This is a genomic window from Variovorax sp. GW821-FHT06D12 (assembly GCF_059419205.1).
On the sequence record NZ_JBWKRI010000004.1, the window covers coordinates 557091 to 573852 of the forward strand.

14 protein-coding genes and 1 pseudogene are annotated in these 16762 nt (G+C 70.5%); 12 read left to right on the forward strand and 3 right to left on the reverse strand.

What is annotated here, in order from left to right; genetic code table 11:
- Positions 1–15: 15 nt before the first annotated feature.
- Positions 16–225, forward strand: a complete 210-nt coding sequence (locus AC07SQ_RS16180) for a hypothetical protein (RefSeq protein ID WP_062476199.1) — start codon at positions 16–18, stop codon at positions 223–225.
- A gap of 116 nt (positions 226–341) precedes the next feature.
- Positions 342–1985 (forward strand): S41 family peptidase, encoded by a 1644-nt coding sequence (locus tag AC07SQ_RS16185; RefSeq protein WP_495273472.1) that lies wholly within the window; start codon positions 342–344, stop codon positions 1983–1985.
- 26 nt (positions 1986–2011) lie between these two features.
- Here the strand turns inward: AC07SQ_RS16185 and priA are convergent, their stop codons facing one another.
- Together priA and hemE are read right to left on the reverse strand one after the other, a co-directional pair.
- Positions 2012–4093: a replication restart helicase PriA gene (priA, locus tag AC07SQ_RS16190; RefSeq protein WP_493195963.1), complete on the reverse strand. Its 2082-nt coding sequence runs from the start codon at positions 4091–4093 to the stop codon at positions 2012–2014.
- Positions 4094–4572: 479 nt separating this feature from the next.
- Positions 4573–5682 carry a uroporphyrinogen decarboxylase gene (gene hemE, locus AC07SQ_RS16195; RefSeq protein WP_495273473.1) on the reverse strand — a complete coding sequence of 370 codons (1110 nt, stop codon included), beginning with the start codon at positions 5680–5682 and terminating at the stop codon, positions 4573–4575.
- 143 nt (positions 5683–5825) lie between these two features.
- Between hemE and AC07SQ_RS16200 the strand changes: the two are divergent.
- The 10 genes and pseudogenes from AC07SQ_RS16200 to AC07SQ_RS16245 all read left to right on the forward strand — a co-directional run.
- A pseudogene (locus AC07SQ_RS16200) lies at positions 5826–7418 on the forward strand (GMC family oxidoreductase); the annotation flags it as partial.
- Between the two features lie 79 nt (positions 7419–7497).
- Positions 7498–8304, forward strand: coding sequence for an SDR family NAD(P)-dependent oxidoreductase (locus AC07SQ_RS16205; RefSeq protein ID WP_493195811.1), 807 nt, complete (start codon positions 7498–7500; stop codon positions 8302–8304).
- Between the two features lie 12 nt (positions 8305–8316).
- The gene (locus AC07SQ_RS16210) at positions 8317–9117 is read left to right on the forward strand and encodes a MoaF C-terminal domain-containing protein (protein WP_493195812.1); all 801 of its coding nucleotides are present in this window, start codon (positions 8317–8319) and stop codon (positions 9115–9117) included.
- 27 nt (positions 9118–9144) lie between these two features.
- A complete protein-coding gene (locus AC07SQ_RS16215) occupies positions 9145–9537 on the forward strand; it encodes a nuclear transport factor 2 family protein (RefSeq protein ID WP_095743473.1) in 393 nt (130 codons plus the stop codon).
- Positions 9538–9583: 46 nt separating this feature from the next.
- Entirely contained in the window at positions 9584–11086 is a 1503-nt protein-coding gene (locus tag AC07SQ_RS16220) for an aldehyde dehydrogenase family protein (RefSeq protein WP_495273476.1), read from the forward strand.
- Between the two features lie 42 nt (positions 11087–11128).
- Positions 11129–12394, forward strand: a complete 1266-nt coding sequence (locus AC07SQ_RS16225) for an ABC transporter substrate-binding protein (protein ID WP_492733711.1) — start codon at positions 11129–11131, stop codon at positions 12392–12394.
- 12 nt (positions 12395–12406) lie between these two features.
- Positions 12407–13276, forward strand: a complete 870-nt coding sequence (locus tag AC07SQ_RS16230) for a branched-chain amino acid ABC transporter permease (RefSeq protein ID WP_062476232.1) — start codon at positions 12407–12409, stop codon at positions 13274–13276.
- Entirely contained in the window at positions 13273–14343 is a 1071-nt protein-coding gene (locus AC07SQ_RS16235; RefSeq protein WP_495273477.1) for a branched-chain amino acid ABC transporter permease, read from the forward strand. Before AC07SQ_RS16230 ends, AC07SQ_RS16235 begins: the two co-directional genes overlap by 4 nt.
- A complete protein-coding gene (locus AC07SQ_RS16240; protein WP_495273478.1) occupies positions 14340–15047 on the forward strand; it encodes an ABC transporter ATP-binding protein in 708 nt (235 codons plus the stop codon). Before AC07SQ_RS16235 ends, AC07SQ_RS16240 begins: the two co-directional genes overlap by 4 nt.
- Before the next feature lie 7 nt (positions 15048–15054).
- Positions 15055–15762, forward strand: a complete 708-nt coding sequence (locus AC07SQ_RS16245) for an ABC transporter ATP-binding protein (protein ID WP_495273479.1) — start codon at positions 15055–15057, stop codon at positions 15760–15762.
- On the opposite strand, the gene AC07SQ_RS16250 is transcribed toward AC07SQ_RS16245, so the two are convergent.
- Positions 15759–16691 (reverse strand): LysR substrate-binding domain-containing protein, encoded by a 933-nt coding sequence (locus AC07SQ_RS16250; protein WP_495273480.1) that lies wholly within the window; start codon positions 16689–16691, stop codon positions 15759–15761. The two genes, AC07SQ_RS16245 and AC07SQ_RS16250, sit on opposite strands and share 4 nt — an antisense overlap.
- Positions 16692–16762: the final 71 nt, after the last annotated feature.

The following is a 16762-nucleotide window of genomic DNA, read 5'->3' on the forward strand; positions in this document are numbered from 1 at the left end:
CAAGTGGGGCGCGCGATGGCAATACTGGTTCGCATCCTGATGTGGTTGGCCTGGCTCGCTGCGGTGGGCTGGTTCTGGCATGCCGGCACGATCGGCACGGGCGCCGCGCTCGCGCTGGCCGCGCTGAGCCTCGTCGTGTTCGCCTGGCCGAACAGCATTGCGCGGCGACGGCACAACGAGCTGCGCTACGTCGACATGGGCAAGGAGCCCACCGGCTACCACTGACGACGGCTGACGACCGACGCGGCGCGCTCGGGCCGCGCCTAGGACTTTGGTCCAATGCGCAACGACGGAGAGCTTCCTAGGATGGCGGCGCCTTCCCGCCCTCCAGGAATCTCGCCGTGTCTCTTTTTCCTCTGCGTTTTCGTTTCGCCCGTCTTCTGCTGCTGTCCGTTCCGATGGCCGTGCTCGTCGCCTGCGGTGGCGGGGGAGACGGGGGCTCGGGTGTCAGCTTCTGGCCGAACAGCGGCACGGCCACCCCGCCGCCTGCCACCACCCCACCCACGGCACCACCCGACGTGCCCGACGACGGCGATGCCTTGCGCAACGCGCCGTGGGTCGAGGGCGTGTTCCGGACCGCGAGCCTCTACAAGGACCGCTGCGCGGCGCCGCGCACCGGCACCGACCCCGACGGCAAGCCCTTCGCCGACAAGACCGGCCGCACGCTCGACGAGAACAACTGGCTGCGCGCGTGGATCAACGACACCTACCTCTGGTACGACGAGGTGCCGGACCTGGACCCGGCGCTGTACGCCACGGCCGACTATTTCGACCTGCTCAAGACCCACGCCGTGACGCCTTCGGGCAGGGACAAGGACCAGTTCCATTTCACCTACACCACCGAGGAGTGGAATGCGCTCTCGGGCGCCGGCTCGTCCGTCGGATACGGCGCGCAGTGGGCTTTCTTTGCCCTCTCCCCGCCGCGCGATCTGCGCGTGGCGTACGTGGAGCCCGGCTCTCCCGCGGCCACGACGGGCGCCGGCCTGCCGCGCGGCGCCCGGGTGCTCGGGGTCAACGGCGTCGATTTCGTGAACGACCCCACGCAGGAAGGCGTCGATGTCATCAACGCGGCGCTCTTTGGCGCTGCGCCGGGGACGTCCACGCGGTTCACCGTCGTCGACGCGGGCAGCAACACCCCGCGCGACATCACGCTGACGGCGGCGCCGGTGATCTCGACCCCCGTCCAGAACGTCAAGACGCTCCCGAACGCGGGCCGCACGGTTGGCTACCTGCAATTCAACGACCACATCGGCACGGCGGAACTGCAACTGAAGGCCGCCATGGAGTGGCTGCGCGCGCAGCGGGCCACCGAGCTGGTCGTCGACCTGCGCTACAACGGCGGCGGCTATCTGGACCTGGCCAGTCAACTGGGCTTCATGGTCGCCGGCGAGACGCAGACGCGCGGCAAGACCTTCGAGACCGTGCGGTTCAACAACAAGCACACCGAGCGCGATCCGGTGACTGGCAACACGCTCGCGCCCACGCCGTTCTGGGCCACCACCCTGGGCTTTCTTTCTCCCATCGACCCGCCCCTTCCGCTGCCCAGCCTCGATCTGCGACGCGTCTACGTGCTCACGGGCCCCGACACCTGCTCGGCCAGCGAGGCGTTCATCAACGGCCTGCGCGGCATCGACATCGACGTGGTCCAGATCGGCGACACCACCTGCGGCAAGCCCTACGGCTTCTATCCCGAGGACAACTGCGGCACCACCTACTTCAGCGTGCAGTTCCAGGGCGTGAACGCCAAGGGCTTCGGCGACTACCCCGATGGCATTACGCCCACCTGCTTCGTGCCCGACGATTTCAGCCGTGCGCTCGGCGATCCGCAGGAGGCGCGCCTGGCCGCCGCATTGGCGCACCAGGTTTCGGGGGCCTGCCCCGCCGTGCCCGCCGGACGCCTCGCCAAGCGTGCCGCCGCTGGCCCCGCCGCACCCCTGCTGCACAAGCCCGAAGGCCTGCGCAACCGCATCCTGCGTCCGCGCTGAAGCAGGCGCAGACACGCGCGCCTCGCTCAGATGCTGTGCGGGTCCACGTCCACCAGCCAGCGGATCACGCCCTTGCCCTCGGGCGTGCGCCGCAGCTCGTGCAGCAGCGGCTGCCAGGCGGCCAGCAGGCGCTGCAGCGCGGCGCGTGAGGGGCTTTCGATGAGCATCTGCGCGCGCTCCACGTTCGCCACGCGCTGGATCGCCAGCGGCACGGCCGGGTAGCGCGTGACCAGGTCGGCGCCGGGCAGCGCCTCGGCCTGGTCGGCCGCGAGGTTCAGGAAGCCCTGCGCCACCGCCTGCTCGCGCGCGTCGGCGCGCACCAGCGCCTGGAACGCGAAGGGCGGCATGGCGGCGGCCTGGCGTTCTTCGAGCTGCTGCTTGGCGAAGGCTTCGTAGTCGTGCCGGCGCAAAGCCGCGAACAGCGGGTGCGGCGCATGGTGCGTCTGGATCCACATCTCGGCCTTGGCGCCTTGCGCCGCGAGGTAGGCGGCGTCGCGGCCCGCGCGGCCGGCCGACTGCATCAAGAGGCTGAACAAGCGCTCGGGCGCGCGGAAGTCGCTGGAGAACAGCGCGCCGTCGGGGTTCACCGCGGCCACCAGCGTGATGCGGCGGAAGTCGTGGCCCTTGGCGATCATCTGCGTGCCAACGAGCACGTCGACCTCGCCCGCATGCACGGCCGCGAGCTGCGATTCGAGCGCGCCCTGTTTCTTGGTGCTGTCGGCGTCGATGCGCGCGATGCGCACCGCGCTGCCGTCCGCATGCTTCACGCCGGCGAACAGCTCGGCCAGGTGCTCTTCGAGCCGCTCGGTGCCGCGGCCCACGGGCGCGATGTCGGGGTTGCCGCAGGCCGGGCAGGCGCGCGGCACGCGCTCGGTGAAGCCGCAGTGGTGGCAGCGCAGCGTGCGGTCGATCTTGTGGAACACGCGGTAGGCGCTGCAGTGCGGGCATTCGCTCTTCCAGCCGCAGTCGCCGCAGGCCAGCACCGGCGCATAGCCGCGCCGGTTCAGGAAGATCATGCTCTGCTCGCCGCGCGCGATGCGCTGGCCGATGGCGTCGAGCAGCGCGCCCGAGATCACCGTCTTCGGCGGCTGCAGGTTCATGTCCACCAGCCGCACGGCCGGCAGCGCGCCCGCGCCGATGCGCGAAGGCATGGCCAGCCGCACATAGCGCCCGCCGGGGTCGTCGCCTTCGGGTGGCCGGCTCTGGTGCCAGCTCTCGAGCGAGGGCGTGGCCGAGCCCAGGATCACCTTGGCTTTTTCGCGCTGGCCGCGCCACACGGCGAGGTCGCGCGCCGAGTAGCGCGCGCCTTCCTGCTGCTTGTAGCTCGGGTCGTGCTCCTCGTCGACCACGATGAGCTTCAGCCCCGGGATCGACGCGAACACCGCCATGCGCGTGCCCAGCACGATGCGCGCGGCGCCGCTGTGCGCCGCCAGCCAGCTCGCCAGCCGCTGCGGGTTCGTCATGCCGCTGTGCAGCGACACCACCGCCTCGTCGCCGAAGCGCGCCTTGAAGCGGGCCTCGAGTTGCGGCGTGAGGTTGATCTCGGGCACCATCACCAGCGCCTGCGCCTCGGGGTCGCGCGCCAGCAGGTCGGCCACGCAGCGCAGGTAGACCTCGGTCTTGCCGCTGCCCGTGCTGCCCACCAGCAGGAAGGTGCCGGTGCCGGCCTCGATGCGGGCCAGCGCGGCCGTCTGTTCGTCGGAGAGGGCGATCAGGTTCGCGGATTCGGCCGTCTCGGCCACCGGCCCGGCGGTGGTCTTGCGCTTGAGGCGGCGCGCCAGCTGCGTCGTGCTCAGGTCGCGCAGCTGCGGCGGCAGGGCGGCCAGCGCGATCTCGCCGATCGAGCGCTGGTAGTAGCGCCCGGCAAACGCCACCAGGTCGCGCCAGGCCTCGCCCAGCGGCGCCAGCGCGTCGAGCGCCGCGCCCACGGGCTTGAGCGCCATGTCGGGCTCGGCGCCCTCCAGCGAGGTCGGTTCGTTCCAGACCACGCCCAGCACCTCGCGCTTGCCCAGCGGCACCCGCACCAGCGTGCCCGGCACCAGCGGCTCGGCGCCGGCGTAGCTCAGCAGGTCACCGAGCGCCGCATGCGCGGGCGTCTGCACCGCGATGTCGAGTCGCCAGGGGCAGGAGACGTTTGTGGCGGATGTGACCGTCGGCGCGCCGGCTTCGGACGGCGATTCGGTGGAGGGGCTGGGCGTCCTTTTTGGCAAGGTTTGTTAATGCGTTTTGGAGCAAGACCGCTTAAGTTGTTGATTTCACAGCGCTTTGGCGGTCATCCAGAGTTTCTGTGGATAACTTTGTTGACAAGACGGCTGGATAGTCGCCGAAGCCTTGATTTTCAAGGCTTCCGCTGGAATGCCTGTAAAAAAAGCAAAAATCAAAACCTATATAAATCAACCACTTAGCGTCGCTATTGGTTTAGGAGCAGAACCAATGCCCCCTCAGATAATCTTGCGCAGTGCAACACGCGTTTTGTGCATAAGTCGGGCGTCCGGGGCCGTTTTAGGGCTTGACAAACGCCGGGCGACTGGCTTTCAGGGGGCGCTGAGTCTGCCAACCGGGCGGTCGGCAGTTCACATTTGTTAGCTCAAGTGCGCAGCGCGCGCGACTGGTCGTGCACCGCCTGGACCAGCGCCGCGACATGGTCGGGCGGCGTGAACTGGCTGATGCCGTGGCCCAGGTTGAAGATGTGCGTCGGGCCCGCCGTGGTGCGGTCGGTGTGGGGCTTGCCGAAGGCCTGCAGCACCTTGCCGACCTCGGCCTCGATGGCCGCGGGCGGGGCGAACAGCACGTTCGGGTCGATGTTGCCCTGGATCGCCTTGGCCTTGTCCTCGGTGCCTTCGGCCACGAGGCGGCGCGCGGCTGCCAGGTTCACGGTCCAGTCGACGCCGAGCACTTCGCAGTCGAGCGCGCGCATGGCGCCCAGCCACAGGCCGCCGCCCTTGGTGAAGACGATGCGCGGCACCGGCTGGCCGTCGGGGCCGTGGCGCTTCAGGCCGGCGAGCACGCGCGCGGTGTAGGCCAGACTGAATTCGTGGAAGGCGCCGTCGGCGAGCACGCCGCCCCAGCTGTCGAAGATCATCACGGCCTGCGCGCCGGCGTCGATCTGCGCGTTGAGGTACGCGGCCACCGAATCGGCATTGACCGCGAGGATGCGGTGCATCAGGTCGGGGCGACCGTACAGCATGCTTTTGACGAGGCGGTAGTCGCTCGAACCCGCGCCTTCGACCATGTAGCAGGCCAGCGTCCACGGGCTGCCCGAGAAACCGATGAGCGGCACGCGGCCGTTGAGTGCCTTGCGGATCGAGCCCACGGCGTCGAACACGTAGCGCAGCTTGTCCATGTCGGGCACTTCGAGCGCGGCCACGGCCGCTTCGTCGCGCACCGGGCGCGCAAAGCGCGGGCCTTCGCCGGCCTCGAACGACAGGCCCAGGCCCATCGCGTCGGGCACGGTGAGGATGTCCGAAAAGAGGATGGCGGCGTCGAGCGGGTAGCGCGCCAGCGGCTGCAGCGTGACCTCGGTGGCGTAGTCGGTGTTGGTGGCCAGCCCCATGAAGCTGCCGGCCTTGGCGCGCGTGGCAACATATTCAGGGAGGTAGCGGCCGGCCTGGCGCATGAGCCAGACGGGCGTGTGATCGGTGGCCTGGCGCCAGCAGGCCCGCAGGAAGGTGTCGTTTTGCAAAGGGGCGAAAGGCATGGCCCGATTGTCGCAGGGCCCCCCGCGTTCGCCGTCAGTTGACCCACAGCGCACTTTGCGTTGCATCAACCCGCCCCGATGCGCCAGGGCGCGCGCCAGCCGCGAGCATCCGTTCCCGACAACAACTTCAGTCTGGAACGGACATGGCGCAGCAGGTTTTCGATGTGGTGGTGGTGGGCGCCGGCTCGGCCGGCTGCGTGCTGGCGCATCGGCTGGTGCGCGCCGGGCGCCGCGTGCTGCTGCTGGAGGCGGGCCCGCCCGACGACGACCGCTTCATCCACATGCCCGCCACCTTCGTGCGCGTGATCGGCACCGAGCGCACCTGGGCCTACGAGAGCGAGCCGCAGCCCGCCGCCGCCGGCCGCAGGATGTTCGTGCCGCAGGGCCGCACGCTGGGCGGCGGCAGCTCGGTCAACGCCATGGTCTACGTGCGCGGCACGCCGGCCGATTACGACGGCTGGGAGGCGCAGGGCTGCGAAGGCTGGGGCTGGCGCGATGTGCTGCCGTGGTTCCGCAAGGCCGAGGGCAACGCGCGCTTCGCCTGCGAACTGCACGGCACGAACGGGCCGCTGAAGGTGAGCGACACCCGCTTTCGCCATCCGCTGAGCCTGGCCTTCCTGCGCGCCGCGCAGCAAAGCGGGCTGGCCTACAACGACGACTTCAACGGCGCCGCGCAGGCCGGCGTGGGCTTCTACCAGACCACCACTTTCGAAGGCCGGCGCGCGAGCACCGCCGCCACCTACCTCGCGGCCGTGCGCGACGACCCGAAGCTCACCGTGGTGACCGGCGCGCACGTGCTGCGCGTGCTGATGCAGGACGGCGCGGCCACCGGCGTGGTCTACCGCACGGGCCGCAACGGCAGCGGCGAAGAGGTGATCGCCACCGCGCGCGATGAAGTGATCCTCTCGGCCGGCGCGCTCGCCTCGCCCAAGCTGCTGCTGCTCTCGGGCATCGGCCCCGGCGCGCAGCTGCAGGCGCTGGGCCTGCCGGTGGTGAAAGACCTGCCCGGCGTGGGCGAGAACTTCCAGGACCACCTGGAGGTGTCGGTCTACGGCCGCACGCGCGAACCCGTGAGCCTGCTGGGCAACGACCGCGGCCTGGCGGCGCTGAAGCACGGCCTGCAATGGATGATGTTCAGCTCCGGCCTGCTCACCTCGAACGTGGTCGAGAGCGGGGGCTTCGTCGACACCACCGGCGAGGGCCGGCCCGACCTGCAGTTCCATGTGCTGCCCGTGCTCGTGGGCGACGTCGACCGCGAACCGCTGGCCGGCCACGGCCTGTCGATCAACCCCTGCTTTTTGCGCCCGCAGTCGCGCGGGCGCGTGGCGCTGCGCAGCGCCGACCCGATGGCGCCGATCCTGTTCGACGGCGGCTACCTGCAGGCGCAGGCCGACATCGACACGCTGGTGCGCGGCGTGAAGCTGGCGCGCCGCATCCTGCGCGCGCCGGCGCTGCGCGAGGTGGTGTCCGAAGAGCTGGCGCCGTCAGCCGCCGACGAGATTTCCGACGAGGCCCTCGAGGCCTACGTGCGCGAGCGCGCCAAGACCGTCTACCACCCGAGCGGCACCTGCCGCATGGGCCGCGACGCCATGGCCGTGGTCGATGCGCGCATGCGCGTGCACGGCGTGGCGAGGCTGCGCGTGTGCGACGCCTCGGTGATGCCTTCGCTCGTCAGCGGCAACACCAACGCGCCCACCGTGATGCTGGCCGAACGCTGCGCGGACTTCGCGCTGTCAGGCAACTGAAGTTGCGCGCTCGGTCAATCGCCGAAGCGCACTGAAACCTAGAGTCCTTTCCAACAAGGAGACAGAGCGAATGAGTGCTACAGATTCCATGGCCGGCAAGGTCGCCTTCATCACCGGCGGCGGCACCGGCATCGGTGCGGCGGTGGCCGCGCAGTTCGTCGCGGCGGGCGGCCGCGTGGTGCTGATGGGGCGTCGCCTCGCGCAACTCGAAGCGGTGGCGTCAAAGCTTGGCGGGCTCGCGGTGGCGGGCGATGCAGCGAACACTTCCGACGTGCAGCGCGCACTGGCCGCCGCGCGCGAACGCTTCGGCGGCGTCGATGTGCTGGTCGCCAACGCGGGCGGCCACGGCGTGGGCGATGCGCTTTCGACCGACGACGCCTCGTGGGCGCTGTCCACGCGCCTGAACCTCGACACCGCTTTCGTCTGCGCGCGCGAGTTGCTGCCCGAGCTCATCGCGCGGCGCGGCAACATCGTCGTGCTCTCGTCGCTCGCGGGACACTTCGCGGGGCCGGGCGTGGTCGGCTACGTGACCATGAAGCACGCACTCATCGGCCTCGTGCGTTCGCTGGCGCGCGACTACGGACAACAGGGCGTGCGCGTGAACGCCGTGTGCCCCGGCTGGGTGCGCACCGAGATGGCCGACGAACAGATGCAGGTGCTCGTCGACAAGCACCGCTTGCCGAACACCGACGCGGCCTACGACCTCGTCACGCGCGACGTGCCCATGGGCCGCGCCGCCAGCCCCGACGACGTGGCGAACGCCGTGCTGTTCCTCGCCTCGCCGCTGGCCGCGATGGTCAGCGGCAGTTCGCTGATGGTCGATGGCGGTGCGTCCGCGGTCGACCTCCCCACCATCGCCTTCGCGCACGACGCCTGAAAGGGCCGCACCATGAGCACCGACACCACCAAGCCCGCCGACTGGAAGACCTACGACCAGTTCGCCCTCGGCATCGCAACCAACCGCCTGCCCGCCACCGACGCACTCGCCGGCCAGACGCTGCGGCTCGCGCTGCCCGGCTTCCAGCTCACGCTGCAGCCGCGCGCGCAGCACACGCTCGACTGGCACGAAGACGGCGCGCGCGGCGGGCAAGGCCAAGGCGACTGGTACGAGGCCATCGAGGTCGCGCCCGACACCTTCTTCCTCGACATCACGCAGGCCAGCCGCCCGAGCGAGGCGCTGACCGTCGTCGTCAACACGCGCACGCGCCGCGTGCTCGCCATCCGCTGCCGCATCATCGGCGCCGACGAGGCCGCGGGCCAGCCGCGCGTGCCGCAGGACTTCTGGCCCGGCACGCTCGAAGGCGGCACTGCAACGGGCAGCGCGCCGCACGCCACGCGCGACCTCATCGGCCTGCGCACCTGGCAGACCTACAGCCCCAACCACACCTACGAGCACACCTACCTGAGCGCCGAGCGCTACGCCTGGCAGTGCCTTGTGGGCGTGCAGCGCGGCCACGGCGACGTGGACCTGGCGAGCTACTGGAAGTTCGACGACGACCAGTACGTCTTCACCTTCCGCGAGTTCCTGATTCCGGTCGCGTCGGTGTTCTTCTTCGACTTCGCGAACGGCCGCTCGACCGGCAAGTTCCTCGGGCTCACCGGCGCCGGTGCGATCGCCAACAACCCCGCCGGCGCCTTCATGCGCAAGGCCTCGCAGACCTTCTACCCGCCCGAGTTCGGGCCCGTCTGACCTCATCGTTGTCCAGGAGCTTTTTTCATGCGCACCCCTTACCAGATCGTGGCCGACCATTACGCCGCCTCCGACCGCCACGACCTCGCCGCGATGTTCGCCGATGTGGCCAACGACGTGCAGTGGACCGAGATGGCCGGCTTTCCCTGCGCCGGCACGCACGTCGGCCCCGCGCAGGTGGTCGAGAAGGTCTTCCAGGTGCTCGGCGCCGAATGGGAGGGCTACCGCTTCGTGCTCGAGCGGCTGGTCGACGGCGGCGACACCGTGGTCGGCATCGGCGACTACCACGCGCGCCACCGCACCACGGGCAAGCCGATGCAGGCCCGCGTCACGCACGTGTGGCAGGTGCAGGGCGGAAAGGTGCAGCGCTTCGAGCAGTTCACCGACACGCTGCTCGTCGCGCGCGCCATGCAGCCGTGACACCGCTTTCTTTCGCATCCCTCGCATCCCTTCCCGGAGCCCGCCCATGAATCTGCGCGACCTGTCGATCGAACACCTCGGCCAGGTGGGCCTGCTGGCGCAGCGCCGCCGCGGCAACCACATCGACGGCCACGAGGTCGTGCCCCGCAACGGGCAGTACCTGCCGGTGGTCGACCCGGCCACCGAGATGACCGTGGCCGAGGCGCCCGACAGCGACGCGGACGACGTGCACGCCGCCGTCGCCGGCGCGCGCCGCACCTTCGAGAGCGCCGCCTGGAAGTCGCTGCGCCCGGCCGACCGCGAGCGCATGCTGTACACGCTCTCGACGCTCATCGAGTCGCACGCCGACGAACTCAGTGCGCTCGAAACCCTGCAAAGCGGCAAGCTGCGCGGCATCGCGCGCATGGTCGACGTGGGCGCGGGCGCGGAGTTCGTGCGCTACATGGCGGGCTGGGCCACCAAGCTCGAAGGCCAGACGCTCGACAACTCCATCGGCATCCCCGGCGCGCAGTGGGTCACGTACACGCGGCGCGAACCGGTGGGCGTGGTCGCGGCCATCGTGCCGTGGAACTTCCCGCTCGCCATCGCGCTGTGGAAGGTGGCGCCCGCGCTCGCGGCTGGCTGCACCGTGGTGCTCAAGCCGTCGGAAGAAACGCCGCTCACCGCACTGCGGCTGGCCGAGCTGGCGCTGGAGGCGGGCTTTCCGCCGGGCGCGCTCAACGTGGTGTGCGGGCGCGGCGCCACGGCCGGTGCGGCGCTCGCCGCGCACCCGGACGTCCGCAAGATCAGCTTCACCGGATCGACGGCGGTGGGCCGGCACATCGGCCACGCGGCCGTCGACAGCATGGCGCGCTTCACGCTCGAGCTGGGCGGCAAGTCGCCGCTCATCGTGCTGGGCGATGCCGACCCGATGGCGGCGGCGCAGGGCGCGGCCAACGGCATCTTCTTTCACCAGGGCCAGGTGTGCACGGCCGGCTCGCGCGTGTACGTGCAGCGCAACCTGTTCGACGAGGTGGTGCGCCGCCTCGCGCAGGCCGCCGAGGGCCTGCACATCGGCTCGGGCTTCGACCCGAAGGCGCAGTTCGGGCCGCTGGTGTCCAAGCGCCACCTGGCGCGCGTGATGGCGCACATCGACGGCGCCGTGGCCGAGGGCGCCACGCTGGTCACGGGCGGTCGCCAGGCCTTCGACGGCGGCTGCTTCGTGCAGCCCACCGTGTTCGTCGACGCGCAGCCGTCGATGCGCATCGCGCGCGAAGAAGTGTTCGGCCCGGTCGCGACGGTCGTGCCCTTCGACGACGTGGACGACGCGGTGCGCCTGGCCAACGACAGCGCCTACGGCCTGGCGGCCAGCGTCTGGTCGAACGATCTCTCGGCTGTGCACCGCATCGTGCCGCGCCTGCAGGCGGGCGTGGTCTGGGTCAACGCGCACAACGTGCTCGACAACGCGCTGCCGCTGGGCGGCGTGAAGCAGTCGGGCAGTGGGCGCGACCTGGGGCGTGCGGCGGTGGAGAGCTTCACCGAGCTCAAGAGCGTGTGCATGGCGGTGTAGCCCCGCCCCGGTTTCGATCACCCCAAAAGAAGGAGACACCTCATGCAAAGCAAAAGACGAATCGCGCTGTCGGCCGTTGCAGGCGCGCTGGGCCTCGCCGGTTTCAGCGGCGCCTGGGCACAGGCCAGCCCCGACTGCGGCCTCAACACCGGCAAGCCAGCCACGGGCGAGCCCATTCCCATCGGCGCCGTGGTCGGCAAGACGGGCCCCGACGACTTCAGCGCCTCGGGCCAGGCGGCGGCTGCGTACTTCAAGTGCGTCAACGCCAACGGCGGCATCCACGGCCGGCCGGTCGACTACCTCGTGCTCGACGACCAGTGGAACCCCGAGACCGCCGCGCAGGTGGCCTCCAAGCTCGTGAAGGACCGCAAGGTGGTCGCGCTCGTGGGCAGCACCAGCTTCGTGGAGTGCGGTGCCAACGCCAAGATGTACGCCGATGAGGGCGTGATGGTCATCGCCGGCACCGGCGTGCCGCGCGAGTGCTTCAACGCGCGCAACTACGTGCCGGTGAACGCCGGGCCGCGCGTGTCGGCCACCATCGCCGCGATGTACGCCGCGCAGAAGTACAAGGCCAAGAAGATGGTCTGCATCATTCCGAACATCCCGAGCCTGGGCAACTGGGCCTGCGAGGGGCCCAAGGAATGGGGCCGGAAAAACGGCGTGACGGTCGAGACCCTCACCATCGACCCCGGCTCGGCCGACGCCACCTCGACCATGCTGCAGGCCGCCGCGAAGAAGCCCGACACCATCATCATGAACGTGCCCAAGGGCATCCTGGTGCCGATGCTGGCCGCGGCCGAGCAGCAGAACCTGGGCAAGAAGATCCACTTCGTGTCGGCCGCGCCGGCCTACAACGTCGACGTGCCCAAGGCCATCGGGCCGTACTGGAAGGGCAACTTCGACGTCAACCTCGAGTTCAACCCGCTCGAATCGGCCGGGCCCGACAACAAGAACTGGCTCGCGGTGATGGACAAGCACGGTGCCAAGAGCGACCCGCGCGACACCTTCTCGCAGGCCGGCTACCTGGCCGCGCGCCTGGCCACGCAGGCGATGCTGAAGATGGACCCGAAGAAGCTCGACCGTGCCGGCGTGACCGATGCGCTGCGCAAGGTGAGCGACTTCCGCAGCGACATTCTCTGCAAGCCCTTCTACGTGGGCAGCGGCAACCGCCACAACGCGAACAACAGCGGGCCCATGGCCAGCCCCGACGGCAACGGCTGGCGCTTTGCACCCGGCGGCTGCCTCACGGCGGACGACCCCGAGCTGGTCGACATCCGTGCCGACGAGCAGAAGATGGGCCTGAAGTAAGCGCGCCGGGCCATGGAGGACTACCTGCCTTTCGTCATCTCGGGCCTGGGCCTGGGCGCGGTCTACGCGCTCTCGGGCGTGGGGCTGGTGGTGCTCTATCGCTCGTCGGGCGTGCTGAACTTCGCCTTCGGGGCCATCGGCGCGCTCGGTGCCTACGTGGCCTGGACGCTGCTCGAAGCCGACTGGCCGCAGGGCCTGGCGTGGTGCGCGGCGGTGCTCGCGGCCATGGCGCTGTCGCTGGCCTACGGGCGCCTCTTGGCGCCGCGCCTGTCGCACCGCGACCCGACCATCCGCAGCATCGCCACGCTGGGATTCGCGCTCGTGGTGGTGGGCTTCACCGAATGGACCTGGGGCGAGCAGCCGCGCCGCCTCGTGCTGCCGACCGACGGCGGCGCGCTCGAGTTCGTGCTGGGCGAGGTCGAGGTGCGGCTCACGCACACGCGCGCACTCGGCCTGGCGCTGGCGGTGTTGATGATGGGCGGCGTCGGCCTGCTGCTGTCGAAGACGCGCGTGGGGCTGAAGATGCGCGCGCTGGCCAACGACCGCGACTTGAGCGCGCTGCTCGGCATCCGCGTGCTCGGCGTCGACACCGTGGCGTGGATCCTGAGCGGCGCCTTCGCGGGTGTGTGCGGGCTGCTGTTGGCCAACATCGTGCGGCTGCAGGCCACGCTGCTGACCTTTCTCGTGATCCCGGCCTTTGCCGCCGCGATCATCGGTCGCCTGCATTCGCTGCCGGCCACCGTGGCGGGCGGCATCGCCATCGGCGTGCTGGAGGCGCTGGCGATCACGGTGCCGGGCTTCGCGGCCTTTCGCACGGCCACGCCCTTCCTCATCGCGCTGGCGATGATCGTCTTCTACCGCGCGGGGACGCGGTCGGCATGAACGCGTCGATCCTCGAAGGCGCCATGCCCGCGTCCGACGCGGCACCCGCAGCGCTGGCGCAAGCCACGCGCCGCGCCCGCCGCTCGCTCGTGCTCATGGTGGCCTGCGTGCTGCTGATCGGCTGGGCCGTGCCGTGGTTCGCGAACGCGTACTGGATCAAGACGCTCACGTCGTCGCTCGCGCTGTCGGTCGCGGCGGCCGGCGTGGCGCTGCTCTATGGCCAGCTCGGGCTGGTGTCGCTGTGCCAGTACGCGCTGCTCGGCGCGGGCGGCTGGGTCGCGCTGCGCGCGGGGCACGGGCTGGGCTGGCCCTTCGAGCTGTCGGTGCTCGCGGGCGGGCTGCTGTCGTGCGTCGTGGGCATGCTCGCGGGGCTGCCGGCGCTGCGGCTCAAGGGGCTGTACCTGGCGCTCGTCACGATGATGATGGCGGGCGGCTTCCAGGTGGTCGTCAACGTGACGGGCTTTCCCGATGGCGGCGCGGGCTGGCTGGGCCGCGTGTTCGGCAGCGAGCGGCTGATGATGCCGCGGCCCGCGCTGGCGCTGTCGGACGCCGCGTACTTCCGCTACGTCGCCGTGTGGCTGGCCGCGGTGCTGGCGCTGATCGAGCTGCACCGGCGCACGCGCGCGGGCCGCTCGTGGGCGCTGATCCGGCGCGGCGAGGCGGCGGCCGTGGCGGCCGGCGTGAACATCCTGCGCTACCAGACCTGGGCCTTCGGGCTCGCGGGCTTCTGCGCGGGCGTGGCCGGCGCGCTGCTCGCGGGTGGCGTGGGGCAGCTCGACGGGCGCGCCTTCACGGCGGGCGAATCGGTGATGCTGTTCGCGCTCACGGTGGTGGGCGGCGTGTATCACTGGGCCGGCGCGCTCATCGCGGGGCTGCTGCTGCGCGCGGTGCCGGCGCTGCTGACCGACTTCGGCGTCAACGGGTATCTCGCGATGATCTTCTTCGGCGTGGCGCTGCTGCATGCGCTCATCACCGCGCCGAGCGGCATCGCGGGGCAGCTGATGGGCGTGTTCGAGGCGGTGCGCCAACGCTTCGCTTCGCCGAAGGACAAGGACGCCGCGCCATGATCCGCATCGACGATCTCACCGTCGCCTTCGGCGGCGTCAAGGCCATCGACGCGCTCACGGCGCAGCTCGACGCGCCCGTGTGCGGCCTCATCGGTCCGAACGGCGCGGGCAAGACCACGCTGGTCAATGTGCTCAGCGGCCTCGTGTCGCCCAGCGCCGGCCGCGTGGCGGTGGACGGCACCGACCTGCTGGGCCTGAAGCCCATCGCGCGCGTGCGCTTCGGGCTGCGCCGCTCGTTCCAGACCGAGCAGGTGGTGGAAGACCTGAGCGTGTGGGACAACGTGCGCGCGCTGCTCGACCACGTGCCGCACGCGCGCGGCGAGGCCGCGTCGCAGGTGGCGCGCGCGCTGTCGCACACGGGCCTGCTCGACGTGGCGACCGTCATGGGGCACCGCCTCAACCTGTTCCAGCGCCGCATGCTGGAGCTCGCGAAGTCACTGGTCGGCGCGCCCAAGTTGCTGCTGCTCGACGAGCCCGGCGCCGGCCTCACCGAGCAAGAAGCCGGCGTGCTGCGCCGCACGATCGGCGCGGTGCACGCCTTCTGCGGCGCGCAGGTGCTGCTCATCGATCACGACGTCGACCTGATCGCTGCGACCTGCACGCAGACGCTGGTGCTCGACTTCGGCCGCCGCCTTGCGCTCGGCCCCACGCGCGAAGTGCTCGACGATCCGGCCGTGCGCAAGGCCTACCTGGGAACGGAGTGACCACCCCATGCTGAACGTGACGGATCTGCGCCTGCAGCGCGGCGGCAAGGCCGTGCTGCACGGCATCGACCTGCAGGTGCCGCCGGGCGAGGTGACGGCGCTGCTGGGCGCCAACGGCGCGGGCAAGTCGAGCACCGTGATGGCCATCGGCGGCGTGCTGCCGCTCACGGGCGGGCGCATCGAGGTCGAAGGCCACGCGCTGCATGGCCAGCGGCCGGAGCGCGTGCGCGCGCTGGGCGTGGCGGTGGTGCCCGAGGGGCATCGCGTGCTCGGCGAGCTGTCGGTGCTCGACAACCTGCGCGCTTCTGCGACCGCGCTGCCTGCGGCCAGCGTGGCCGATGCGGTCGAGCGCGTGCTCGGTGTGTTCCCCGAGCTGCGCGTGAAGCTCGCGCTGCCCGCGCGTTCGCTGTCGGGCGGGCAGAAGCAGATGGTCTGCCTCGCGCAGGCGCTGATCGGCAAGCCGCGCTACCTGGCCATCGACGAACTCTCGCTGGGGCTCGCACCCGCGGTGGTCAAGCGGCTGGTCGAGGTGGTGCAGCAGGTCGCGCGCGAGGGCGTGGGCGTGCTGCTGATCGAGCAGTTCACGACCGTGGCGCTGGCGGTGTCGAGCCGCGCCTACGTGCTGGAGCGCGGGCGCATGGCCTTTGCGGGCTCGTCGGAAGAACTGCGCAGCCGGCCGGAGATCCTGCACAGCAGCTACCTCGCAACGGCCTAGGCGCGCTCCTTCTGCGCCTTCCGTGCGGTGGGCATCACGAAGGCCTGGAAGTGGTCGCGCAGCCGCGCGGTGAACTCCTCGGCGATGGCCGAAGGCGCCGACTGCGGCGAGAACGCCATCGACACCTCCACCGGGCAGCGCGGCGACAGCGGCAGGATCTTCAGGTCGCGCGCGAACACCGAAGCCACGTAGGGGTTGACGATGCCGACGCCGGTGCCCTGCGCCGCCATCATGCAGATGGTGACCGAGTAGGTCGTCTCGACCGTGGCGGCGCATTCGATGCGATGCTGCTGCAGCGTGCGCTGGAACTGCTGGTGGATCTCGTCGTCGGCATTCAGCGTGAGCAGCACCTGCTGCTTCAGGTCGCGCACGTGGATGGCGTCGCGGTGCGCCAGCGCGTGCCCGGGATGCACGACGCACACCGCGCTCGCCTTGTGCAGGCTGACCGCGTCGAGCTGCGGGTCGTGGAAGGCTGCGGTGCTGAGCGCGACGTCGCACAGGCCGTAGAGCAGGCCTTCGCGCAAGGCGTGCGTGCCGACGGTCTGCAGGTTGACGTGCACCTCGGGGTGCAATCGCGAGAACGCATGGATCACCTGCGGCATCACACCGAGCCCGAGCGCCGGCGTGCAGCCCACGCGCAGCGACCCCGCGCCCGACTTGCGCAGCACCGCCACGCTCTGCTCGATGCGGTCCAGGCCCAGGAAGTGGCGCTGCACCGTGTCGAACAGCTGGCGCGCCTCGTGCGTGGGGCGCAGCCGCCCCTTGTGGATGTCGAACAGCTTGAGCCCGGTGGCATGCTGGATCTGCGAGAGCAGGCGGCTCACGGAGGGCTGCGTGGTGTGCAGCAGCGCCGCCGCGGCGGTGGTGGTGCCGGTCTGCATCACGGCACGGAAGGCCTCGATCTGGCGGAAGTTCAACGGGCGCGACATGCGGGGGCTCCTGGGCTGTACGGCGGAAAGCATGGCATATCTTTTCTGCATAGCCTGTGAATGAAAATGAA